Raw genomic sequence first — 21,749 nt, forward strand, 5'->3', positions numbered from 1 at the left:
GGGTGTCGATCGACGATGTTGCCGTTGTACGGCCGGGTGGGCCCGTCGATCGTTCCCGCATGTTCGTGGCGGGCGGGGCGCTCGGTGTGGCGATCCTGCTGGTGGTGGTCCAATCGCTGGCGTCCATACAGGGTTTCCAGGGTCCCCTCGAAAGCCTGTTCCACGACTACGTCCTGACCCCCAAGTCGGCGTCGGTCCCGTGGGCCGGCCTCGCGCTCGCGATGGTCGGGCTCACCAATCGCCAGCGCGTCGTCACACTCTCCGCCGCAGCCGGCATCGACGTCGTGGTCGCCGCGGTGCGCTACCTGTCCGGTGGACCGCTGACCGTCGGAAACGGCGCGACCTGGGTACTCACCGCGGTGGGCGTGTACGCGGCAGTCCGCTGGACCGGCGACCACCGGCGCAGCGCCCTCAAGGGTGTCGGCCTCGGTGCGCTGCTGATTCTCGCGACCAAATTCGGCGACGCCTGGCTACAGGTCACGATCATGGCCGGGCCGATGGTCCTGGACGAATACGCCCAGCTGGCCGATCACGCGCTGGGCAGCCCGTCGTGGCACCTGGGGCAGTTCGTCGACGCCCTCGGACCCGTCGGCTACGGCATCCTCCACTGGGTCTACATCGAACTGCCGGTCGCGGCCATCGCGGTGGCCGTCTACCAACTGCGGAACGGCTGGCCGTCGCACTACCTGGTGCGCACGTTCCTGCTGATCGGTCTCATCGGGCCCGTGTTCTACGTGTTGTTCCCGGTGGTCGGACCGATCTTCGCGTTCGGCACCGAAGGTCAGGGGTTCCAGGTCAGCGACTACTGGCCCAACATCGTCCCGACACCCGACTTCGCGCCCGAACCGATGTCGTTCGATTCGGTGACCCCCCGCAACTGCATGCCGAGCCTGCACACGGCGTGGGCCCTCGCCCTGTTCATCCACTCCCGGCAGGGCGCCTGGTGGCTGCGCCTCGGCGGCACGTTCTGGCTGGTGTGCACGCTGACGGCGACCCTCGGCTTCGGCTACCACTACGGCGTCGACCTGGTCGCCGGCGCCGTCCTGTGCCTGACCATCGAATCCGCGTTGCGCGACCCCGAACGGGGGTGGGGCTGGTTCCGGGTCCGTCTCGTCGGGGGCGGCGCGCTGGTGCTGGCCGGACTGCTCCTCAGCTACCGCTACCTCGCGGTGCCGATGGGCCGATTCCCCGAGGTGTCCGGACCGCTCGTCCTCGGTGCCCTCGCCGCAATGAGCCTCGGGTTCTACGCGACGTTCTTCGCCCGGCCCGACACCGCACTCGCGCGGTGGGGCAGCGGCGCGAAGGCAGCGGTCACTGATGTTCTGGCGGCTCCAACTCGTTGATCATCAACAGCCCGTCCTGATCTCGCTGCTCCCGGTACGCGACCCGGCCGACGCTGTGCGCGATGACCGGCGCGGTGAAGAGGGTGAAGATGCCGACGAGGATCAGCATCCAGATGTCGACGTTGCCACGCAGTTCGAGGACGGCGCCCGCGAGAACCATGATGAGACCGACCACCTGCGGTTTGGTGGCGGCGTGCATGCGGCGCAGAGTGTCCGGGAATCGGACGATGGCGATGGCGGCCGTCAGTGCGAGCAGGGAGCCGCACAGCATGAGCGTGGCCCCGATGACGTTCAGCACGGTGGTCACGACTTGTCACTCACCCGGAACCGGGCCACCGACACCGAACCGATGAACCCCACCAACGACAACGCGACGATGGCGGGCACGATCGTCGTGTCTCCGGTGTACGCGGCCCACACGGCGAGCCCGCACATGGCGAGCGCGATCAGGGTGTCGAGGGCGACGAGGCGGTCCAGTGAGTTGGGCCCGTCGAGCAGCCGGAATGTCGTCAGGACCCCGGCGACGACCAGGACGATTCCGGATATGACCGAGACGACTGTCATGAGCTGCCCTCCTGAGTGGGGTCGTCGTATTGCAAGTCGCGGTTGTGCCAGGGGCTCGGTTTCCAGTCGGAGTCGCGTTCGAACGCCTCGATGAACAACCGCTCCAATTGCGCGACCGTGCGGTAGAACTGGCTGACCGCCTTCTGCGATCCCATGTCCAGGACGTGCACGTAGACGATCCGCCGCACCTGGTCGATCTCGAGGACCATGGTGCCCGGAATCAGGTTCAGTACGTCGATGCACAGCGTCAGGACGAGGTCCGACTTGATTCCCAGCTGGTAGCGCAGGACCCCGGTGACGGGCGGCGGCCCGGGCCGGAGTGCGAGCCACGCGATCTGGAGGCTCGACTGGAGCGAGTAGTACACGAATATCACCGCCAGCCGGAGCAGCGGCAGGACGTGCACCCGGCCTTCCACGGGCACCCGCGGCAGCGGCATGAGCACCATGATGAGCGCGCCGACGGCGAGCCCGCCGAGGATATTGCCCCAGCTGACGTTGCCCCACAACAGGATCCACACTGCCATCAGCCACAGCAGCGCGCCGAACTGGAGAAGTCTCTCGCGTTTCATCGCGGTGCCTCCTGCGCTTCGCCGCCGGGGTGCCCGCCGAGGACGGCGTCGATGTAGATGGACCGGTTCTGCAGATCGCTCGCCGCGCGATCACTGATCTGGATGATCTGGCCGGCGAACACCGTCATCGCCAGCCCTACGGCGACGAGGGCGACGGTGGGGATGAGCATCATCGCGGGGATACGGCCCACGTCGGCGCGGTCGTCGAACGAGATGTCGGCCTCGGACTCGTCGAGCAGCGCCGACGGGCTGACGTCCGCGAGGTCACCCTCGGGGGCGTCGGCGCGGGCCCGCCAGAACGCCTTGGTCCACACACGGGCGACGACGTACAGCGTGAGAAGGCTGGTGAGGGTGCCGCCCCCGACGAGGATCCACGCCAGCACGCTCGCATCCGCCGAGCCGGCCTGCAGCAGCGCGACCTTGCCGATGAACCCGGAGAACGGGGGAATGCCACCGAGGTTGAGGGCCGGAACCAGGAACACGATGGCCAGGACGGGGCTCGCCGCGGCGAGCCCGCCGAGACGTCGCAACGACGACGACCCGGCCTGGCGTTCGATCAGACCGACCACCAGGAACAGTGTGGTCTGCACCAGAATGTGGTGTGCCACGTAGTAGATGGCCCCCGACAGCCCCGACTGGGTGGACAGCGCGATACCGAACACCATGTACCCGATGTGGCTGACCAGGGTGAAGGACAGTAGTCGTTTGATGTCGCTCTGCGCGATCGCACCGAGGATGCCGACGAGCATCGTCAGGAGGCCGCACACCATCAGCACGTTGTCGAGTTCGCCCTCCGGGAAGAGCAGCGTGTGCGCGCGGATGATCGCGTACACACCCACCTTGGTGAGCAGGCCGGCGAACACGGCGGTGACGGGGGCGGGCGCGGTGGGGTAGGAGTCGGGCAGCCATGTCGACAGCGGGAACACCGCCGCCTTGATGCCGAATGCCACGAGCAGCACACCGAAGATGGCGGTGCGCGTGCCGGACGGGATGCCGTCGAGGCGGGTGGCCATGTCGGCGAGGTTGAGGGTTCCGGTGGCCGCGTAGGCGAACGCGATACCAGCCAGGAAGATCAGCGACGACACCATCGACACCATCACGTACGACACACCCGCACGGACGCGGTCGGCGCTCGCACCGAGCGTCAGCAGCACGAAGCTGGCGGCGAGGAGCACCTCGAAGCCGACGTACAGATTGAACAGGTCGCCCGCCAGGAACGCGTTGGAGATGCCCGCCGTCAGCGCCAGATACGTCGGCAGGAAGATCGAGACGGGCTGGTCCTCACCGCCGTCGCGGATGCCCTGACCCACGGCGTACGCCATGACGGCGAGCAGCACGATCGACGAGACCACCAGCATCATCGCGGACAGCCGGTCGACCACCAGCGTGATGCCGATCGGCGAATCCCAGCCACCCACCTGGATTGCCGTCGTCCCGTCGCGGTCGGCGAGGAACAGCAGCAGTCCGGACACGACGAGGACACCGATCAACGCGACGAGCGTGATGATCCGCTGGGCCCGCGGACGCCGGCCGAGCACCAGCGTGGCCGCCGCGGCGAGCATCGGGACGAGAACGGGCAGCGGCGCGAGGGCCGTGATGATGTGCGGGGAAATAGTCACGACTTCTCCCCGATCCCGGCCTTGTCGGAGTCCTCTTCGTCGTCGAAGTCACCCTCGTGCAGGTCTTCGTAGCATTCGAGGTCTTCGAGGTTCTTCAGCTCTTCCAGGGGAATGGGGTTTCCGTCCTTGTCGAACGCGTCGCCGCTGAAACTCGGCTCGCCGGTGACCGGGTCGTCGGAGCGGTCGCGGTCGGGAGCCTCGGCGGGCGACCGGCGCCGCAGGACCTTGGTGTCCTCGGGGTCGTTCTCGACGGCGTCCTGCGTGGTGATCTTGAACGACCGGTACGCGAGCGCGAGCACGAAGCCGGCGATGCCCATCGTGATGACGATCGCCGTCAGGATCATCGCCTGAGCCAGCGGGTCGGCCATCGACTCGTGAATGGACTCGCGGCCGACGATGGGCGGATTGCCGTCCGTACCCCCGGACGTGAGGATCAGGAGATTGATGCCGTTGCCGAACAGCAGCAGTCCCAGCAGCATGCGGGTGATGCTGCGTTCGATGAGCAGGTAGACGCCGGCCGACACCAGGACGCCGATGATGACGAGAAATCCGATGTTCGCGCTCATCGCTGGTTCACCTCGATCTGTGCGTCGAGACGTGCGCCGAGACTGCGGAGCACGTCGAGTACGAGCCCGACCACGATGAGATACACACCCAGGTCGAAGAACAGGGCGGTGACCATCTTGACGTGGCCGACCAGTGGCAGCGTCACCTCGAACACCGCGGAGGAGAGTGCCGGGGCGCCGAGGAACAGCGACGCCAGCGCGGTGCCCGCGGCAAGGGTGAGCCCGAGGCCCAGGATCTTGCCCGCGTCGATCGGGACGGTTTCGCCGAGTTCGTACCGTCCGCCCGCGAGGTATCGCAGGACCAGCGCGAGACCGGCCGTGAGGCCGCCGGCGAACCCGCCGCCGGGTGCGTTGTGGCCGGCGAAGAAGAAGTAGACCGACAACACCATGATGGTCGGGAAGATCAGCCGGGTCGTCACCTCGAGGACCAGCGACCGGTGTTTCGGATCGATGAGATCGCCGCCGAGCAGCCACGTGGTTTCGGAATGCGACGCCGACGAATCGGCGGTGACCGCGGGGGCGTCGGACACTCGGGGGGCGCTGCCGAAGCGGCGGTTGCGGAACACCAGGCTCGCGACACCCGTGGCCGCCACCAGCAGCACCGAGATCTCGCCGAGCGTGTCCCAGGCACGGATGTCGACGAGCAGGACGTTGACGACGTTCTTGCCGTTGCCGAGGTAGTACGCGGCGTCGGGGAGTCGCTCGTAGATCGGCACCGAGTTCCGCGCGTTGATGGCGTACGCGCCGATCGTGGTGATGGTGGCACCGACCGCGACCGCGAGCAGCGCCCGCGGAATCTTGAATCCGATGGCCCGTCGCTCGTCGACCTCGGCGGGCAGTTTCCGGAACACGAGCACGAAGATGACGAGGGTCAGCGTCTCCACCAGGAACTGGGTGAGTGCGAGGTCGGGGGCGCCGTGGAGGGCGAACAGCACACCGCAGCCGTAGCCGCTGAGACCGACGAGGATCACGCTGGCCAGACGGTTGCGCATCACCGTGGCGGCGAGCGCGGCCGCGACCATCATCAGCCCGATCACGAACTGCACCGGCGAATCCCACAACCGGACGTCGGCGCCGGTATTCGTGCCGACGACGAGCAGTACCAGCGGCACCACCACGAGGGTGCCGAGGATGGTCGCCTGGGTCAGCGGCAGCGAACCGCGCTGGGTGGCGCCGGTCAGCCGCATCGACAGCGCGTCCATCCCGCGTAGCGTCGCGTCGTAGATGCGGTCGGCGTTGCCGAGCGGCGGATGCTCGAACCGCAACCGGTTGACCCAGCGCTGCGCCACGAAGAGCGCGGTGCCGACGGCGAACACCAGCAGGGTGAGCGCCAGCGCGGTGTTCATGCCGTGCCACAGGGCGAGGTGGTAGTCGGAGACGCCCTCGGCGGGCAGGGTCTGCGAGTACGGCGTCAGCAGCTTCTCGAGCTGCGGCGCCGCGAGTCCCGCCGCCAGGCTCAGCACCGAGAGAACGGCGGGCGCTGCGAGGAACAACGGTCCGGGTGCGTGCATGCCCAGCACGGCCGGGCTCGGCCGCGCGAGCCGCTTGCGACCGAAGGCGCCCCACATGAACCGCACGCTGTAGGCGAGCGTCAGGATCGAACCGAACACCACGACGCCGACGGTGACGATCCGCGCCGGGTCGGCGAGGACGGTCGTGCTCAGCAGGGAGTCGAATGCGGCTTCCTTGCCGACGAACCCGAGGAACGGGGGAAGCCCGGCCATGCTCGCCGCGGCCAGTGCGGCGACGACCGCGAGCGCGGGCGCACGGTCACCGAGGTGCGCGAGTTTGCGGAGGTCGCGGGTGCCTGTCGTGTGGTCGATGATGCCGACCACCATGAACAACGCGGCCTTGAACATCGCGTGGGCGACCACCATCGTCATGCCGGCGAGCGCGGCGTCGCGGGTGCCGAGGCCGACGAGCACCATCATGAAACCGAGCTGGCTGACGGTGCCGAACGCGAGCACCAGTTTGAGGTCGAAGGCGCGCATCGCCCGCCACCCGGCGAGGACCATCGTCAGCAGGCCGAGCGTGATGATCGTGAATCGCCAGGGCGCCGAGTCGGCGAAACCGGGCGACAGTCTGGCCACCAGATAGATGCCGGCCTTCACCATGGCCGCGGCGTGCAGGTAGCCGCTGACCGGGGTGGGGGCGGCCATCGCTCCGGGCAGCCAGAAGTGCAGCGGCACGATCGCGGACTTCGACAGGGCGCCGATGAGGACCAGCACGACGCCGACACCGGCGAGCCAGCCGCGAGGTGCGACCTCGATCAGTTCGGACAGGTTGTACGTGCCACTCACCTGGCCGAGGATGATGATGCCGACCAGCATGGCCAGACCACCCGCGGTGGTGACGAGCAGCGCCTGCGTCGCCGCCCGGCGACTCGACGCGCGTTCGGCGTAATGCCCGACCAGCAGGAACGACAGGACCGTCGTCAGTTCCCAGAACGTGTACAGCAGCAACATGTTGTCGCTTGCGACTAGGCCGAACATGGCGCCGGCGAAGGCCACCATCTCGGCGGCGAAGATGCCGAGCCGGGGTTCGTCGTCGGTGAAGTAGCGCGCGCAGTAGACCAGGATCAGCGTGCCGATGCCCAGCACCAGCACCGACATGATCGCGGCCAGCGGATCGAACCAGAAGTCGAGGTCCATCGACAGGCCCGGAGCCCACACGATGGACACGGTCTGCTCCGTGCCCCAGTTCGCGATCACCCATCCGAGTGACGCCAGCGGGACGAGGGAGAGAGGGTAGAAACCGTTGCGGCCGAACTTGCGCACCACAAGCGGAGCCAGAACGGCGGCAACGGCATGGGCGAGCAGAACAGCAAGCAAAAGGCACTCCGTCGGGGGTCAGCGGGCGGCGGGGTGTCGGAACGAAACGAACCGAGTCGTGTAGACCGTTCGCTTAGCTAGCGAATTGGGCTACGGGGTACATCCTACTGGGTCGATTATTCGGACTCACAATCGCGGCAAATCGGACTAATGGGGCGCATTGTGTTATGGGCGGCCTGCCGGATTGTTCTATCTTGTGACGGTGCCTGCCGAGATCCGAACCGCCGCGCTCGCCCACATCCGCGACCGGAAACTCCTCCAGACCCGATCGGTGGGGAAGACCGCGTTCTACATGGCAGGCGGAAAGATCGATCCGGGCGAGAATGCCGAACAGGCTCTGCACCGCGAGATCCGGGAGGAACTCGACGCCGGAATCGTCGACGGGACGCTCGAACATCTGGGGGTCTTCGAGGCGCCCGCGTACGGACATCCCGAGGGCACCGACCTGCACATGACCTGCTTCCTCGCCGAACTGAGCGCCGAGCCGCGGCCGACGAGCGAGATCGCCGAACTCCGGTACTTCACCGTCGACGAATACGCGGCCATGCCCGACGTCGCGCCCGGCTCGATGCTCGTGTTCCGTCGGCTGCAGGCGCTCGGCCTCCTCGACTAGCTGCCGTCCGGCGTACTGCGCCGCTCGTGCACCGAGTAGACGCAGAACGCGACGACGAGCAGCATCACGAAGCCGACGAGATGGTCGGACGCGGCGGTCGAGGCAGGCGACGATGGCAGACGGTGTTCGCTGCTCGCACCCGAGTAAACCACCCGGCTGCGGGGAACAGTGGTCGCCGCCACGAACACCAGCGACGCGAACGGCAACGCGAAACCGAGTACCGCGACCGGTGCCGACCCCGGCAGCGCGGCGGCGAGCGCGAAACCCGCACCGCAACCCAGCACGGCCAGCCGGATCAGCAGAGCGACTCCGTCGTCGCCGAAGTCGGGCCACACGGCGGCGAGCAGCGGAACGACGGCGGCAAGGCAGAGTCCCCACTGCGGGCGCCGCCACTTCGGCGGGACCCGGACCGCCACCGCGATACCCGCGGCGAGAGCGACGACGCCGACCGCCAGCAACGCCGGCGCGGGCGTCGTCACCCGCGGAGTCCGCAGGTCGTCGAGGACGAGCACGGCCGCGGCGGTGACACCGGTCGCGGCGAGAAGGAAGCGTCCGTCGATCCCCGGGAACCGGCGTGCGATCAGCACCGTGGCCGTCAGAATCACGGCGAGCGAGAACGCGACGATCAGCCAGACCGTCAGGGGTTCGCCGAATTCCTGATCGTCGATCCACGCCCCGAACAACCGGTTGAGCAGGGCGAGAGCCAGGGCCCCGACCAACGCGGTCAGCAGAGTCTTCCGGTCCGGACGCTGCACCCGGAACTGCGACCGCGCCACCACGGCCGATGCGAGCGCGAGCACGAGAACTCCGAGCAGCAGCCACTGCGGGGGTTCGCCGATCGCGGAGGTGCTCATACTCGCGGGCTCGACATACGCGGTGTCACTGCGCGGCAGTCGCTGCACACTCGCGAGAAGGAACGCGCTCGTGACACCGAGAGTCAGCGCCAGCTGCGACACCCAGCGACCCCACACCGCGGCGACCGCCGCGCCGAGCAGGAACCCGGCGGTCGCGGTCTTCGCGAAGTGCAGGGCGATCAGCGTGTCGACCCCGCCGGCATTCGGCACCGCCCAGCGCGCGCCGATCAGGGCGAGCGCGCACGCCGCCGCCAGGATCCACGACACCCGCCGGGAGCCGGACCGTTGCAGACCGGCCACCGCGACGACGGCGAGAACGAGAGCCACCACCACACCCGTCGGCTGGCTGCTGAGCCACCGCTCGATCTCCCGGTCGGACGCGTTGATCGTCCAGGCCCGGTTGCGGGGATTGGTGAGGACGAAACCGGCCAGTGCACCGGACGCGAGAGCAGCTGCGGCCGACAGAGGTTCCCGGAAGTCCATTCGCTCACGGTACTCGAGCGGGTAGGAATGGAAATGGCGAACCCGGCGTTGGCACCGAAGGCGTGCCCGAGAACGACTCCGATCGAATACAACCGAGGCGAGGAGCCCACCTATGACGTCGATCAACGAGAAGGCCACCACCCTGCTGGGGCTGCACCAGCCCGGCAACCCCGTCATCCTGCCCACCGTGTGGGATGCCTGGTCCGCGAATCTGGCTGTGTCCGCTGGGTTTCAGGCGCTGACAGTCGGAAGCCACCCGGTATCCGACTCGATCGGCAAGCCCGACAACGAGGGGATCACGTTCGACGAGCTGCTGCACCGCATCTCGCAGATCACCGCAGCGGTGGAGTTGCCGCTGTCGGTCGACATCGAATCGGGATACGGGCTCGAGCCCGCCCGGCTGATCGAAGGTCTGATCGGCGCGGGAGCCGTGGGCCTGAACATCGAGGACACGGTCCACAGCGAGGGCGGGCGTCTCCGCGAACCGCAGGAGCACGCCGACTTCGTCGGAGGGCTGCGGCAGGCGGCCGACGCCGCCGGGGTCCACGTGGTCGTGAATGCGCGCACCGACCTGTTCGTGAAGCAGGTGGGCGACGAGTCCGACCGTGTCGACCGCGCGATCGCTCGGCTGAAGCTCGCCGCCGAGGCCGGGGCCGACGTGCTGTACCCCGTGGGCCGTCACGACGACGCCACCCAGAAGCGGCTCACGTCGGAGCTGCCGCTGCCCGTCAATGCCATCGGTCTGCCCGATCAGGACGATCCGGCGAGCTTCGGGCCGCTCGGCGTCGCGCGGGTGAGCTTCGGGCCGTTCTTCCAGGCCGCCCTCGCCGCACACGCGGCCACGCTGCTCGGCCGCTGGTCCTGACCCGTGAGTACTTATTAACCGCCCGCGGTTAACAAGTACTCACGGGCGCGACAGCGCATAGGACTCGAGGTGCGCCACTTGCTCGGGATCGAGTGAGGGGCGCACCTTTTCGCGTGCCTCGGCCACGTCGGCCGCGGTGACGTCGGCCGCGTCGATGTTCCGGCGCATGGCGGCCAGCGCGGCTTCCCGCAGCAGCGCCGAGCAGTCGGCGGCCGAGTAGCCGTCGAGGTCGTCGGCGAGGGCGTCGAGGTCGACGTCGTCGGCGAGGGGCACCGACTTCCCGGATGTGCGCAGGATCGCGCGGCGGGCCTCGCCGTCCGGCGGCGGCACGAACACCAGCCGCTCCAGGCGGCCGGGGCGCAGCAACGCGGGATCGATGAGGTCGGGACGGTTGGTGGCACCGACGACCACCACGTCGCGCAGCGGTTCGACGCCGTCGAGTTCGGTGAGCAGGGCGGCCACCACCCGGTCGGACACCCCGGAGTCGGAGCTCTGGCCGCGCCGCGGCGCGAGGGCGTCCACCTCGTCGAGGAAGATCAGCGACGGGGCCGAATCCCGTGCCCGCTGGAACAGTTCGCGGACCGCCTTCTCGGACGCGCCCACCCACTTGTCCATCAGCTCGGCGCCCTTGACGGCGTGCACACTCAGATGTCCCGAACTTGCCAGCGCCCGAACGAGATAGGTCTTGCCGCAACCGGGCGGACCGTACAGCAGCACTCCGCGCGGGGGATCGACGCCGAGGCGGGCGAACGAATCCGGATGCTGCAACGGCCACAGGACCGCCTCGGTCAGCGCCTGCTTGGTCTCCACCATGTCCCCGACGTCGTCGAGGGTGAGGGTGCCGATCGCGAGTTCCTCGCTGCCCGACCGCGACAGCGGGCGGATGACGTCGAGTGCGCCGAGCAGGTCGTCCTGTGTGAGTGCCGGGTCGACGGGTTTCCTGGCCGCGCGTGAAGCGGCGCGCAGGGCCGCTTCCCGGCACAGCGCGGCGAGGTCAGCGACGACGAATCCCGGTGTGCGGGCCGCGATCGCCTCGAGGGCGATGCCGTCGGTGGGGACCTTCCGCAGAAGCAGTTCCAGCAGCGCCCGGCGGGTGGAGCCGTCGGGCAGGGTCAGGGTGAGTTCACGGTCGCACAGGTCCTGCCCGCGCAACCTGGCGTCGACCGACTCCGGGTGCGCCGACGTCGCCACGAACGCGACCCCGACGGTGTCGACTGCGCGGCGGAGTTGTTCGACGATCAGCGCGGACACCGGCTCCGGGGTGGCAGGCAGCAGGGCATCGATGTCGGTGATCAGCAGGACGCCGCCGCTGCGGATCGCGTCGACCGCCGCGGTGACCCGCTGCAACCGTGAGTCGGCTTCCAACGCGCCGGCACTGGGCCCGTCGAGTTCGACCAGTCGCCGGGATGCGAGTACCGCTCGGGCGAGCGTCGCCTTCCCGACACCGGCGGGCCCGGTCACCAGGACACCCAGATGGGGTGAGGCCCCGAGCTTGCGGAGCAGTTCGGGTTCGTCGAGTGCCAGTCCGAGCCACTCGGTGAGTTTGGCTGCCTGCGTGTGGGCACCCACCAGGTCCTCGACCGGAACCGGGGGCACCTCCTCGGCGGGCCGGACGGGCGGCGCGGGCAACCGGGTCGGGGCCGCGGACACCGTTGCGCGCACACCCTCGCCCCACCCGACCGCGGTGTTGGGCTGCACGCTCACCGGACCGCCGGCCGGGTCGACCCCGGTGACGGTGAGCAACTCCGATGTCCACGCGACACCGAACGTCCGGGACAGTGCCTGCGTCGCGGGGGCGGTGCTGGTGCCGGGGCCCAGATCGCGGGGGAGCAGCGACACCGTGTCGCCGACCGTGAGGACCTTGCCGAGCAGGGCGTGACGCAGGGTGACGTCGGAGACGGAGTTGACGGCCAGATTCGACCCGCTGACCGTCACCGTCTTCCCGCCGTACACCGTCACCGGTGTCACGACGACCGTGCTGTTCTCCGTCAGCCCAGCGTTGGACAGCGTCACGTCGTCGAGGAGTGCAGTCCCGGTGGGGGTTCCGGCGGGCGCGCGACCCGCCACCGCGGCGGTGCGGCGCGCGCCGACGAGGGCGATCGCGTCCCACTCGCGGAGGCCGAGCGCGGCCAGGGCTTCCGGATGCAGCCGGACCACGCCGCGCCGGGTGTCGGCGGCCGAGGTGTTCAGTCGGACTGTGAGCGCGAGTTCCGGTGAGGTCACGCCGTCGAGCCTACGTGCGGGAGCGAACTATCGGGCCCGGGGACGGCGCAGTCCGAGCCGTGCGGCGGATCGCCTGCCGCGGGCGTCGGGCTGACGCCGGATGGCCCGCCGCTCTGACGGCTTGATGTCCCACGTCTCGGGTCGCGCGGCCACCCACCGCTTGGAGTGGACCGCGAACGGAATGTGCCCGAGGTACACCGCGACGAGCGCGATCAGCAGGATGTACGGGTAGGTGACCAGAGCCGCCGCCGCGAGCGCCACGAGGACGAGCAGACCGGCCGCCATGTGCGGGGGCACCGACACCGTCTTCAGCGCGAGCGTGGGGATCCGGCTGACGATCAGCGCCGCGGAGATCACGGTCCACGCCACGACGACGGGATACGACGACCACCAGCCGTCACCCCACTGCGCCGCGGCAGCCAGCGGGGTCAGCGCGACCAGCGCACCCGCGGGCGCCGGGACACCCGTGAAGTACTCGTTGGCGTAGCCGGGCATGTCGTCCTCGTCGAGGAGCGTGTTGAACCGGGCCAGCCGCAGCACGATGCTCACCGCGTAGATCAGGGCGATGATCCAGCCGAAACTCTGGCCGTCCAGCAGCGTGACGTAGAGGACCAGGGCCGGGGCGACGCCGAACGAGATGGAATCGGCGAGCGAATCCAGTTCGGCACCCATCTTGCTGGTGGCGTCGAGCATGCGCGCGATCCGGCCGTCGAGCGAGTCGAGGACCGCGGCCGCACCGATCATGGCCAACGCTGTTCCCAGGTCGCCGTCGAGCGCGAACTTGACGGCGGACAGCCCCGCGCACAGTGCGAGGATCGTGACCACGCTCGGCAGGAGCCGGACCGCCTGCTGGGGTCGACCTCTCCGCTGTTGCTTCGCGTTGGCGATCACGGCAGTTGAGCGATGACGGTCTCGGCACCGATCGTCCGTTGCCCTCGCTCGGCGAGCAACGTGGTGCCCGCCGGGAAGTACGTGTCGACGCGGGAACCGAACCGGATCAGGCCGTATGTGTCACCGATCGGGAGGGTGTCGCCGACCTTGGCGTCGCAGACGATCCGGCGGGCGAGCAGACCGGCGATCTGCACGACGGCGACGTCGTGGCCCTCCGGGGTGTGCAGCAGCATGCTGTTGCGTTCGTTGACCTCGCTGGCGTCGGCGAGATCGGCGGAGAGGAACTGGCCCGGCCGGTGGACGACCTTCGTGACCTCACCGCCGACAGGACTGCGCTGGACGTGCACGTCGAGCACGGACAGGAAGATGCTGACCCGGGGGAGCGGCTCGGTGCCCATGTCGAGTTCGGACGGCGGGACCGCGGAGTCGACGAGCGCGACCTCGCCGTCGGCGGGTGCGACTACGACGCCGACGCGGTTCGGCGGAACGCGGTGCGGATGCCGGAAGAACGCGGCGCACGCTGCGGCGGAGGTCAGCGCTCCGCGCCGGACCCACTTGCGCTTGCGGCCGAGGACGGCCACACCGAGGGGTGCGAGGACGAAGGGCAGCCCGGCCGGATGCAGGGGCGGAACTGCTCCGCGGACGAGGTCGACGATGTGCCCGACGCTCGTGGGTTGCTGGGTTCCGGGGGGTGTGGGCTTGCGTGCCACGGGCTCCTCTAACTGTGTCGGACGGACGTGCTGCCTGCGCGCCATCGCGCCGCACCCACAGATTACGTGAGCGCTACCGGCTGCAACGGCATCAGGAGAGAGTACGCACTCGCGCGGTCCGATGTGTGAATCGATCGTGGCCGGATGGCGAGGGGCGTGATGGGTCCACCCACCTGGAACGTCAACTGCTCACCCGGCAGCGCGTCGACGGCTTCGAGGAGAAAACCGGCATTCACCTGCACCTGGAAGAGTACGGGCTGCTCCGTTCCCTGCCTGCCGACGACGATCTCGCCCGACTCGAGAACGCCGAGATCCACCCGGTGGCCGGCGTCGGCGAGGAGTGCGCGCAGGTCCGCCGAGGAGAAGGTGTACTCGATTCCGCGGCCGAGGGGCGACAGACTGCGATGGTCGGGAAACGCACCGTCGACGAGACGGGTGCCGAGCTGTTCGGCGCCGCAGCGGAGGGTGATGCTGTCGGCGCCGACGACGACGGTCGCCGTGTCGTGGCGACGCAGCAGCCCGGCCGCGTCGTCCAGGAACGTGCACGGGACGACGGCGGAGATCGGTTCGTCCAGCGGTTCGAGGAGGGTCGCCGTTCCCTCCGCCAGCCGGTAGCGGTCGGTGGTGACGAGCCGCAGCACGTCGTGGTCCGTTTCGAGGAGGCAGCCGCGCAACACAGGGAACGCCGAGTCCGGGTCGGCGGCGAACCGCACCGAGCCGAACGCGGTGAGGAGGTCGGTGGTGCGGAGGACGACCGTGCACTCCCGGGTCGCTCGCACCTCGAGCAGGCGGTGAATTTTCGTCAGTTCGCGCCGGGCGTCGTCGAGCCCCTTCTCGAGCCGGCCGAGATGCCGGTCGAGGAGTCCGTGGGCGTCCGTCCCGCTCAGCACGGCCGCCATGTCCTTCACCGGCACACCCACCCGGCGCATGGCGGCGACGAGGACCGCGGCGTCCACGTGCCGGTCGGCGTACCAGCGGTAGCCCGTCCGCGGGTCGACCGCGTGCGGGGTGAGCACGCCCGCCTTGTCGTAGAACCGCAGCGCGCTGACCGACAGACCGGACGCCCGGGCGAGTTCACCGATGCTGAGCACGGTGCTCACTCTGCCCCTGCGGTCCGACAGCCTCCGCGTCGAGTTCTGCGCGGAGTCGCTCGACGGCCCCGCGGATCATCCGGCCGTATCCGTTGTCGGTGAGGTGTTCGCAGCTCTGTGTGGCCCGATCGAGATGCTGGCGTGCCTCGGACGTCTGGCCGAGCGCGTGATGAGCGGCCGCGACGTTGAGGTGCAGCGACGGGTAGAACCCCGCGACCCGCAGCGAGGAGTGGTGCTGCCGAGCTCGGTCGTCGGTCAGCGAGTCGGCGGCGTGGAGGGCTCGCAGATCCCAGCGCAGCTCCTCGACGGGGTCGGTCTGGACGTCCGCCATGTAGTGGGCCAGCGTGACGACGTGCAACGGGTCCGGTGTGTCGGCGCCGGGACCGGCGAGGACGTCCCACACCTCCTCGAAGATGCGCCGGGCGCCCTCCCGGTCACCCGCTACTGCCAGTTCCTGCCCCTGTGCGATCCTCGCCATGACGGCGTCCGGTGTGTCCATGCGGACCACGCTGGGGCCTCGACCAGGTCGAGAGTCAACCGGACTACGTGCGCTCGGCTGCCGACTTGATGCGGGCGAGGGTGGTGTTCATGCCGTTCACGAGGTCGACCTCGAAGTCCTCGTTGCCGCCGAGGACGGTCTTGACCAGGAACTGCGACACCTTCGACGTCCCGGTCGGGGCTTCGCGGCGCTCGGTGACCTTGGTTCCGCCCGCTGTCGGCTCGAGTTCGTACGACCAGATGGTGCGGTTCTCGAGGATCCGGAACGCGATGGCCTTGTTCGGCTGGAACTTCACGACCTTCGACGTGGTCGGCCACACGAGGAAGCCTTTGCGGTTGATGTTGACGGTTTTGGTGCCCTCTTCGACGACGCCACCGAGGACGCGCATCGTGCGGCACTGGGGGCTCCATTCGCCCATCCGCTTCAGATCCGACACGACGGCCCACACGTCTTGCGGGGTCGCGTCGATGTCGATGCTTGCTTCGAGGGTGTTTGCCATCGGCTGTCTCCAGTCAGGGAAGGTGGTACGTGAGGTAACAATTACTTTGGCGCCATACTAGGCGCTCGGGCCCGGGCCGTGTGCGGTAGGTCACTGAATTCTCCTCCGACCGCAGTTTTTCCAGCACTTCCGCGCGCCTCATCGAAACCGTGTAACCAAAGGGGCACGATGGGCGATGAGTCAAGAGCGCGACGAAATGTCGCCGGTGCAATGGCGCAAATGGAAAGTTGTCGAGTCGGTGTTCGGAAGTGATCGGTAGTGAATGTTCATTCGATCCTGCGGTGGGACCGCAGCCCTCTCCCTCTACTCGAATCAGCCCGATTGCAAGGACGTCCGTCCTCGTGGCCGAGTGAAAAACTCGAACGTCTGATGACGCCACGCGAAATCGAGGAAGCTCTCCGCGGCCGGTTGTAGACGCCGTCGTCGCTCCCGCAATCTCGTCACGCTCCTTCCGGCCCCGGGGGAGACTGGGGTTGTGGGAGCCGAAGAGTCTGTCGTGGTCGGGACCGGAGCGGTCTCCGCCGAAGAAGTGATCCGAGTGGCGCGTCGAGGCGCCCCGGTGCGGATCTCACGGGACGCGATGTCGGCCATGGCGGAAACCCGGAAGCGCATCGAGGCGCAGGCCGAGGACCCGAAGCCCGTGTACGGGATCTCGACGGGTTTCGGGGCCCTCGCCACCCGGCACATACCTTTTGCGCTCCGGACGCAGCTGCAGCGCAGCCTGGTCCGCTCGCATGCCGCCGGAAACGGCCCCGAGGTGGAACGCGAGGTGGTGCGGGCGCTGATGCTGCTGCGGCTGTCGACCCTGGCCACCGGCAGGACCGGCGCGCGGCCGGAAGTCGCGCAGGTGTACGCGTCGCTCCTGTCGGCCGGCATCACACCCGTGGTCCACGAATACGGGAGCCTCGGATGCTCGGGCGATCTGGCGCCGCTGGCCCATGTCGCGCTCGCGGTGATCGGTGAGGGCACGGTGCGGGATGCGGACGGAGCACTCGTGCCCGCGGCGACGGCACTGTCCGCTGCCGGCATCGAACCCGTCGTGCTCGAGGAGAAGGAGGGTCTCGCCCTTATCAACGGCACCGACGGCATGCTCGGCATGCTGCTGCTGGCGTGCGAGGACCTGCACGGGCTCCTCCGACTGGCCGACGTCACGGCGGCGATGAGCGTGGAGGCGCTGCTGGGCACCGACCGGGTGTTCGCCCCGGACCTGCAGGCGCTCCGGCCGCACCCCGGACAGGCCCACGCCGCCGCGAACATGGTCCGGTTGCTCGCCGGCTCGGAGATCGTCGAGAGTCACGCCAATCCGTCCTGCACCGTGGTGCAGGACGCCTACTCGTTGCGGTGCGCCCCGCAGGTCGCCGGGGCGGCGCGGGACACGCTCGCGCACGCCGAGCGGGTGGCGTCGTGGGAACTGGCGAGCGCGATCGACAACCCGGTGGTGACGCTGGACGGGCGGGTGGAGTCGAACGGCAATTTCCACGGGGCGCCGGTCGGGTACGTGCTGGACTTCCTGGCGATCGTCGTCGCGGATGTGGCGAGCATGAGCGAGCGCCGCACCGACCGCTTCCTCGACGTGGCCCGCAATCACGGGCTGCCCCCGTTCCTGGCCGACGACCCCGGGGTGGACAGCGGCCACATGATCGCGCAGTACACCCAGGCGGCGGTCGTCTCGGAGCTGAAGCGGCTGGCGGCGCCGGCGAGTGTGGACTCGATTCCGTCGTCGGCGATGCAGGAGGACCACGTGTCGATGGGGTGGTCGGCGGCCCGGAAGCTGCGCCGGGCCATCGACGGACTGACCCGGGTGCTCGCCATCGAGGCGTTGACAGCGGCTCGCGCGCTGGATCTGCGTGCCCCGCTCGCACCGTCACCGGCGACGGGTGCGGTGCGGGACACGATCCGTGAGCACGTCGCCGGACCGGGGACCGACCGTCACCTCGCGCCGGAGATCGAGGCCGCAGTCACCCTCGCCTCGTCCGGCGCGCTGGTCGCGAGCGCGGAGTCGGTGGTGGGAAAGCTGGACTGACCGGGGCGCTCGACGGCTCCGTTGATGTCGCGAGTCTTGCGAACTACCGTGGAATGCAGGAGATGGTCCTCATGACTCTCGCGGAGTTCGACACACGCAGGAAGACCGTCGGCACGGACCGTGGTCCGGTCAGCTACTTCGATTCCGGCACCGGCCGTGTGGCGTTCTTCATCCACGGCGTCGGGACCTCCGGCTACCTCTGGCGCAACGTGATCAGTCAGCTCGAGGGAGAAAGACGGTGCGTCGCCCTCGACCTTCCGCTGCACGGTCACACCCCCGCCGCGCCCGATCAGGACTTCACGCTGGGCGCACTCGCCGACGTCGTCGCGGCCACGTGCGACGCCCTGGGGCTGCTCGAGGTCGACGTGGTTGCCAACGATACCGGCGGAGCGGTCGCGCAGATCTTCGCGGCCCGGCACCCCGACAGGTTGTCGTCGCTGACGTTGACGAACTGCGAAACCCATGACAACGTGCCGCCGAAGGCGTTCCTTCCCGCCGTGCTGCTCGCGCGGGCGGGACTGCTCGCCCGGATTGCGCCACCACTGGCGAGGAACGTGTCGAGGGCTCGTAAACTGTTGTACGGCAGTGGGTATCAGAACGTGCGATCACTGCCGGAGGAAGTCGTGGCCTCGTACGTCGAGCCGCTGCTCGGCACCCAGGGCCGAGCGTTGCTCTTCCAGCGCTGGATCGCGTCCCTCCATCCACGCGACCTACTCGCGGTCGAGCCGGACCTCGCGGCACTCGAGGTCCCCACACTCGTCGTGTGGGGCACCGGAGACAGGTTCTTCCGGACGAAGTGGGCCTACTGGCTGCGCGACCTCATCCCGGGAGCACGGGAAGTCGTGGAGATCCGGGGTGGCAAGTTGTTCTTCCCCGACGAACGTTCGCGCGAACTGGTCGTCGAGTTGCGCAGATTCTGGGCAGCTCGTTCCTGAGCCGCGCTCAGCGCAGCGGGTCGAAATGCCGCATGACGCCGGGAACCTCGCCGCCGGTCATGGAGTCGGCCATCATGCGCCCGGTGAGCGGGCCCAGGGCGATGCCCCACATTCCGTGACCGCCCGCCACGTGCACGTGGGGGGAGCGGGTGGCGCCGACGAGCGGAAGTCCGTCGGTGGTGCAGGGCCGGGATCCGACCCACTCCTCCTGACGCGACTCCCAGTTGATGCCGGTGAACATGGGCGTCGCGGCCTCGATGATCGCCCGGACCCGACGCGGGTCGAGAGGTGCGTCGGGACTGCGGAATTCCATCATTCCGGCGACACGGAAACGGTCGTGCAGCGGCGTGCACGCCACTCGCTGGGTGGGGAAGTAGATCGGGTTCTTCGGCATCTGCTCGGGCTGGACGCTGAAGCTGTAGCCGCGGCCGGCCTGCACCAGGGCGCGGACACCGAACGGGCGGGCGAGAGCATTGAGGCGTGCGCCGCTGGCGATGACTACGGCATCGGCGGCGACCGCGTCGCCGGTGGCCGAGACCAGGCTGACCCCCGACTGTCCCCGATCCTGCACAGCGGCCACGTCGAAACCGGACCTGATGTCGCCGCCCCGGGCCCGGAGGGCGTCGGCGAGTGAGTGCACGAAGCGCGGCGGGTCGATGAAGCGCTGGTTGCGCAGCCTCAGACCGGAGTGCACGCCGTCGCCGAGACTCGGCTCGAGAGAGTGGATCTCGTCCCTGTCGACGCGGTCGTACTCGACCTCGCCGCCTGCGGCCTCGACGTGACGGAACTCGTCGACGAGCGCTTCGCGGTCCTCGTCCGACTTGAACGCGGTGAGGAACGGGTCGGCGAGATGCGTGTGCTCCCGCACGCCGCCGTCCGCGAGTTCGTCGTAGGCGCCCAGGGAGATTCGGTTGACCTCGGCGTACACCTTCATCGCGTCCTCCCACCGGGAGGGCGTGCAGTGCCGGGCGAAGCCGACGAGGAAACGCACCAGGCGCAGATCGGTCGTGAAGGGAACGTAGACCGGCGACGACGGATTCAGCATTGCGCGCAGCCCGTACTTCAACACGGCGGGCTCGGGCAGCGGCAGCGTCAATGCCGGTGCGAGCCAACCCGCGTTGCCCCAGGACGCGTCCGACGCGACACTCTCACGGTCGACGACCGTGACGCGCACGCCGCGCTCCTGGAGGAACCACGCCGTGGACAATCCGACGACGCCTGCTCCGACGATCGCGACGTGGTCAGGGCGCTGCACTGTGCTCATGACTCCATCATGGGTCGGCGACGGCGCCGGGGGAGTAGCCGTTCGGCCAGTCCCCGACAGTGCCCCCTGTGCAATCGGCCAGGGGTCACATGTCCCGCAGTCCCGTCAGCTTCAGATGCAACATCACGATGAGCCGGGTGTCCGCGTCGTAGAGGTCCACGTCGCACGAATCGACGCAGCGTCGCAGCCGGTTCCTCAGGGTGTTGGGGTGCACGTGCAGCGCGGCCGCCGCATCGGCGACGTCGCCGCCGTGGGTAAGGAAGGCGCGGGCCGTGGCCACGAGATCGGTCCCGTGCTGCTCGTCGTGCCGGGTGAGCGCGGCGAGCGGGGTGAGCTCGCCCAGGCCGTCGAAGATGTCCGCGACACGCAACGCCAGCACGGACGCGAGACTGTCCCGCATCGTCCCGACGACACCGCCGGACCGGGCGTGCTGCAGGACGGTGAGGACCCGGTCGGCGTCCCCTCGCGACAGGTGAGCCTGGCTGGCCGTCGTCACTTCGCGTCCGACGGCGACCACGAACGCCGCCCCGCTGCGGGCGCGACCGAGGAAGTTCTCGGCGAGGCGCCGGACGTCCTTCTCCGACGCGGCGATGACCACGTAGATGACGTCGTCGAGCTGGGCGGCGACCGAATCGACCGCCAACGTGTCGAGGTACAGGCCGAGGGAGGCGAGCAAACCGGACGGCAGCGAGCGCCCGATCGTGACCGGGGCGGCCGCCGCGACGGTCAGCCTTCCCTCCAACCGGAGGTCGTCGGCGGCGCGGAAGGCGGGCTCGCCGCCGTTGATCAGCGCACGCACCCGATCCACCTGCATCCGGCGCGTCACGTCCACCCGTTCGCGCTCCGCCGCGATGTGCTCTGCGACGACAGGCACCGCGGACCGCAGGATCGATTCCTGTTCCGGGGTGGGGGCGGACGTCATCGCCGCCCAGATGGACCCGACCGACCGTCCCGCGTCCCGCACCGCGATCACCGCGCGGGGAGTCATGTTCGGCATCCGCATGTCCACGTAGAAGACGTCGGTGTCGCGGTGCAGGCGCTCGAAGACGCCGGCGTCCGCGAGGAGCTGCCGATACTTCCCGGGCACCTGCCGTCCCAGAATGGTCTCGATGCGGGCTTGGTCCACGGCCTGCTCGCCGCTCGAATAGGCCAGAACCGTCGAGTTCTCGTCCTCGATCGTGATCGGCGCGCCGATCAGCTCGGCCAGCGACCCCGCCACCGTGAACAGGTCTTCACCGCGCAGGTCCATGCCTGGGAGCCTAGTTGCCGGGGACGGTCCGGCCCGGTCTTCGCGGCGACACCGTGTC

General features: G+C 69.0%; 20 protein-coding genes. 5 read left to right on the forward strand and 15 right to left on the reverse strand.

What is annotated here, in order from left to right; genetic code table 11:
• Nucleotides 1-59 precede the first annotated feature (59 nt).
• Nucleotides 60-1,343: a phosphatase PAP2 family protein gene (locus JVH1_RS26430; protein ID WP_043778837.1), complete on the forward strand. Its 1,284-nt coding sequence runs from the start codon at nucleotides 60-62 to the stop codon at nucleotides 1,341-1,343.
• Here the strand turns inward: JVH1_RS26430 and mnhG are convergent.
• From mnhG to JVH1_RS26460, 6 genes are read right to left on the reverse strand one after another with little or no spacing between them, the layout of a single operon-like run.
• Nucleotides 1,312-1,650, reverse strand: coding sequence for a monovalent cation/H(+) antiporter subunit G (gene mnhG / locus JVH1_RS26435; RefSeq protein ID WP_005251747.1), 339 nt, complete (start codon nucleotides 1,648-1,650; stop codon nucleotides 1,312-1,314). The two genes, JVH1_RS26430 and mnhG, sit on opposite strands and share 32 nt — an antisense overlap.
• Nucleotides 1,647-1,907 (reverse strand): monovalent cation/H+ antiporter complex subunit F, encoded by a 261-nt coding sequence (locus JVH1_RS26440; protein ID WP_005264390.1) that lies wholly within the window; start codon nucleotides 1,905-1,907, stop codon nucleotides 1,647-1,649. Before JVH1_RS26440 ends, mnhG begins: the two co-directional genes overlap by 4 nt.
• The gene (locus JVH1_RS26445) at nucleotides 1,904-2,476 is read right to left on the reverse strand and encodes a Na+/H+ antiporter subunit E (protein WP_009474837.1); all 573 of its coding nucleotides are present in this window, start codon (nucleotides 2,474-2,476) and stop codon (nucleotides 1,904-1,906) included. The genes JVH1_RS26440 and JVH1_RS26445 overlap by 4 nt, the downstream gene beginning before the upstream one ends.
• On the reverse strand, nucleotides 2,473-4,095 hold the full coding sequence (locus JVH1_RS26450) for a Na+/H+ antiporter subunit D (RefSeq protein WP_009474836.1): 1,623 nt from the start codon (nucleotides 4,093-4,095) through the stop codon (nucleotides 2,473-2,475). Before JVH1_RS26450 ends, JVH1_RS26445 begins: the two co-directional genes overlap by 4 nt.
• Nucleotides 4,092-4,661 (reverse strand): Na(+)/H(+) antiporter subunit C, encoded by a 570-nt coding sequence (locus JVH1_RS26455; protein ID WP_007301319.1) that lies wholly within the window; start codon nucleotides 4,659-4,661, stop codon nucleotides 4,092-4,094. Before JVH1_RS26455 ends, JVH1_RS26450 begins: the two co-directional genes overlap by 4 nt.
• Nucleotides 4,658-7,492: a Na+/H+ antiporter subunit A gene (locus JVH1_RS26460; protein ID WP_009474835.1), complete on the reverse strand. Its 2,835-nt coding sequence runs from the start codon at nucleotides 7,490-7,492 to the stop codon at nucleotides 4,658-4,660. The genes JVH1_RS26455 and JVH1_RS26460 overlap by 4 nt, the downstream gene beginning before the upstream one ends.
• Before the next feature lie 196 nt (nucleotides 7,493-7,688).
• Here JVH1_RS26460 and JVH1_RS26465 point away from each other — a divergent pair, with 196 nt between their 5' ends.
• Nucleotides 7,689-8,105: an NUDIX domain-containing protein gene (locus JVH1_RS26465; protein ID WP_009474834.1), complete on the forward strand. Its 417-nt coding sequence runs from the start codon at nucleotides 7,689-7,691 to the stop codon at nucleotides 8,103-8,105.
• Here the strand turns inward: JVH1_RS26465 and JVH1_RS26470 are convergent.
• A complete protein-coding gene (locus JVH1_RS26470; RefSeq protein ID WP_009474833.1) occupies nucleotides 8,102-9,442 on the reverse strand; it encodes a hypothetical protein in 1,341 nt (446 codons plus the stop codon). The two genes, JVH1_RS26465 and JVH1_RS26470, sit on opposite strands and share 4 nt — an antisense overlap.
• Nucleotides 9,443-9,554: 112 nt before the next feature.
• Between JVH1_RS26470 and JVH1_RS26475 the strand changes: the two genes are divergently transcribed.
• Nucleotides 9,555-10,307 carry an isocitrate lyase/phosphoenolpyruvate mutase family protein gene (locus tag JVH1_RS26475; protein WP_009474832.1) on the forward strand — a complete coding sequence of 251 codons (753 nt, stop codon included), beginning with the start codon at nucleotides 9,555-9,557 and terminating at the stop codon, nucleotides 10,305-10,307.
• Between the two features lie 39 nt (nucleotides 10,308-10,346).
• Here the strand turns inward: JVH1_RS26475 and JVH1_RS26480 are convergent, their stop codons facing one another.
• The 6 genes from JVH1_RS26480 to JVH1_RS26505 all read right to left on the reverse strand — a co-directional run bounded on the left by JVH1_RS26480 (nucleotide 10,347) and on the right by JVH1_RS26505 (nucleotide 16,220).
• On the reverse strand, nucleotides 10,347-12,530 hold the full coding sequence (locus tag JVH1_RS26480) for an AAA family ATPase (protein WP_009474831.1): 2,184 nt from the start codon (nucleotides 12,528-12,530) through the stop codon (nucleotides 10,347-10,349).
• Between the two features lie 27 nt (nucleotides 12,531-12,557).
• Nucleotides 12,558-13,421: a CDP-diacylglycerol--serine O-phosphatidyltransferase gene (pssA, locus tag JVH1_RS26485; RefSeq protein ID WP_005251763.1), complete on the reverse strand. Its 864-nt coding sequence runs from the start codon at nucleotides 13,419-13,421 to the stop codon at nucleotides 12,558-12,560.
• A complete protein-coding gene (locus tag JVH1_RS26490) occupies nucleotides 13,418-14,131 on the reverse strand; it encodes a phosphatidylserine decarboxylase (RefSeq protein ID WP_009474830.1) in 714 nt (237 codons plus the stop codon). The genes pssA and JVH1_RS26490 overlap by 4 nt, the downstream gene beginning before the upstream one ends.
• Before the next feature lie 62 nt (nucleotides 14,132-14,193).
• Nucleotides 14,194-15,231, reverse strand: coding sequence for a MerR family DNA-binding transcriptional regulator (locus JVH1_RS26495; RefSeq protein ID WP_043778833.1), 1,038 nt, complete (start codon nucleotides 15,229-15,231; stop codon nucleotides 14,194-14,196).
• Nucleotides 15,206-15,730 carry a tetratricopeptide repeat protein gene (locus tag JVH1_RS26500; protein WP_009474828.1) on the reverse strand — a complete coding sequence of 175 codons (525 nt, stop codon included), beginning with the start codon at nucleotides 15,728-15,730 and terminating at the stop codon, nucleotides 15,206-15,208. The genes JVH1_RS26495 and JVH1_RS26500 overlap by 26 nt, the downstream gene beginning before the upstream one ends.
• A gap of 34 nt (nucleotides 15,731-15,764) precedes the next feature.
• Nucleotides 15,765-16,220: an SRPBCC family protein gene (locus JVH1_RS26505; protein ID WP_009474827.1), complete on the reverse strand. Its 456-nt coding sequence runs from the start codon at nucleotides 16,218-16,220 to the stop codon at nucleotides 15,765-15,767.
• Between the two features lie 475 nt (nucleotides 16,221-16,695).
• On the opposite strand from JVH1_RS26505, the gene hutH reads away from it, so the two are divergent.
• Both hutH and JVH1_RS26515 read left to right on the forward strand, forming a co-directional pair.
• Entirely contained in the window at nucleotides 16,696-18,243 is a 1,548-nt protein-coding gene (hutH, locus tag JVH1_RS26510) for a histidine ammonia-lyase (protein WP_009474825.1), read from the forward strand.
• Between the two features lie 71 nt (nucleotides 18,244-18,314).
• On the forward strand, nucleotides 18,315-19,178 hold the full coding sequence (locus tag JVH1_RS26515; protein ID WP_009474824.1) for an alpha/beta fold hydrolase: 864 nt from the start codon (nucleotides 18,315-18,317) through the stop codon (nucleotides 19,176-19,178).
• Nucleotides 19,179-19,185: 7 nt separating this feature from the next.
• On the opposite strand, the gene JVH1_RS26520 is transcribed toward JVH1_RS26515, so the two are convergent.
• Both JVH1_RS26520 and JVH1_RS26525 read right to left on the reverse strand, forming a co-directional pair.
• Nucleotides 19,186-20,442: an FAD-binding oxidoreductase gene (locus JVH1_RS26520; RefSeq protein ID WP_043778830.1), complete on the reverse strand. Its 1,257-nt coding sequence runs from the start codon at nucleotides 20,440-20,442 to the stop codon at nucleotides 19,186-19,188.
• A gap of 85 nt (nucleotides 20,443-20,527) precedes the next feature.
• Entirely contained in the window at nucleotides 20,528-21,691 is a 1,164-nt protein-coding gene (locus JVH1_RS26525) for a helix-turn-helix domain-containing protein (protein ID WP_009474822.1), read from the reverse strand.
• Between the last annotated feature and the right edge of the window lie 58 nt (nucleotides 21,692-21,749).

Origin of the sequence: Rhodococcus sp. JVH1 (assembly GCF_000280725.2) — a bacterium.
Classification (GTDB): domain Bacteria; phylum Actinomycetota; class Actinomycetes; order Mycobacteriales; family Mycobacteriaceae; genus Rhodococcus_F; species Rhodococcus_F jostii_A.

Bases quoted from the DNA above. Each gene is read 5' to 3' on its own strand.
- JVH1_RS26430 (WP_043778837.1), top strand. From the start codon at position 60: ATGTTCGTGGCGGGCGGGGCGCTCGGTGTGGCGATCCTGCTGGTGGTG.
- JVH1_RS26440 (WP_005264390.1), bottom strand. From the start codon at position 1,907: ATGACAGTCGTCTCGGTCATATCCGGAATCGTCCTGGTCGTCGCCGGG.
- JVH1_RS26445 (WP_009474837.1), bottom strand. From the start codon at position 2,476: ATGAAACGCGAGAGACTTCTCCAGTTCGGCGCGCTGCTGTGGCTGATG.
- JVH1_RS26455 (WP_007301319.1), bottom strand. From the start codon at position 4,661: ATGAGCGCGAACATCGGATTTCTCGTCATCATCGGCGTCCTGGTGTCG.
- JVH1_RS26470 (WP_009474833.1), bottom strand. From the start codon at position 9,442: ATGGACTTCCGGGAACCTCTGTCGGCCGCAGCTGCTCTCGCGTCCGGT.
- JVH1_RS26475 (WP_009474832.1), top strand. From the start codon at position 9,555: ATGACGTCGATCAACGAGAAGGCCACCACCCTGCTGGGGCTGCACCAG.
- JVH1_RS26505 (WP_009474827.1), bottom strand. From the start codon at position 16,220: ATGGCAAACACCCTCGAAGCAAGCATCGACATCGACGCGACCCCGCAA.
- JVH1_RS26515 (WP_009474824.1), top strand. From the start codon at position 18,315: ATGACTCTCGCGGAGTTCGACACACGCAGGAAGACCGTCGGCACGGAC.
- JVH1_RS26520 (WP_043778830.1), bottom strand. From the start codon at position 20,442: ATGAGCACAGTGCAGCGCCCTGACCACGTCGCGATCGTCGGAGCAGGC.
- JVH1_RS26525 (WP_009474822.1), bottom strand. From the start codon at position 21,691: ATGGACCTGCGCGGTGAAGACCTGTTCACGGTGGCGGGGTCGCTGGCC.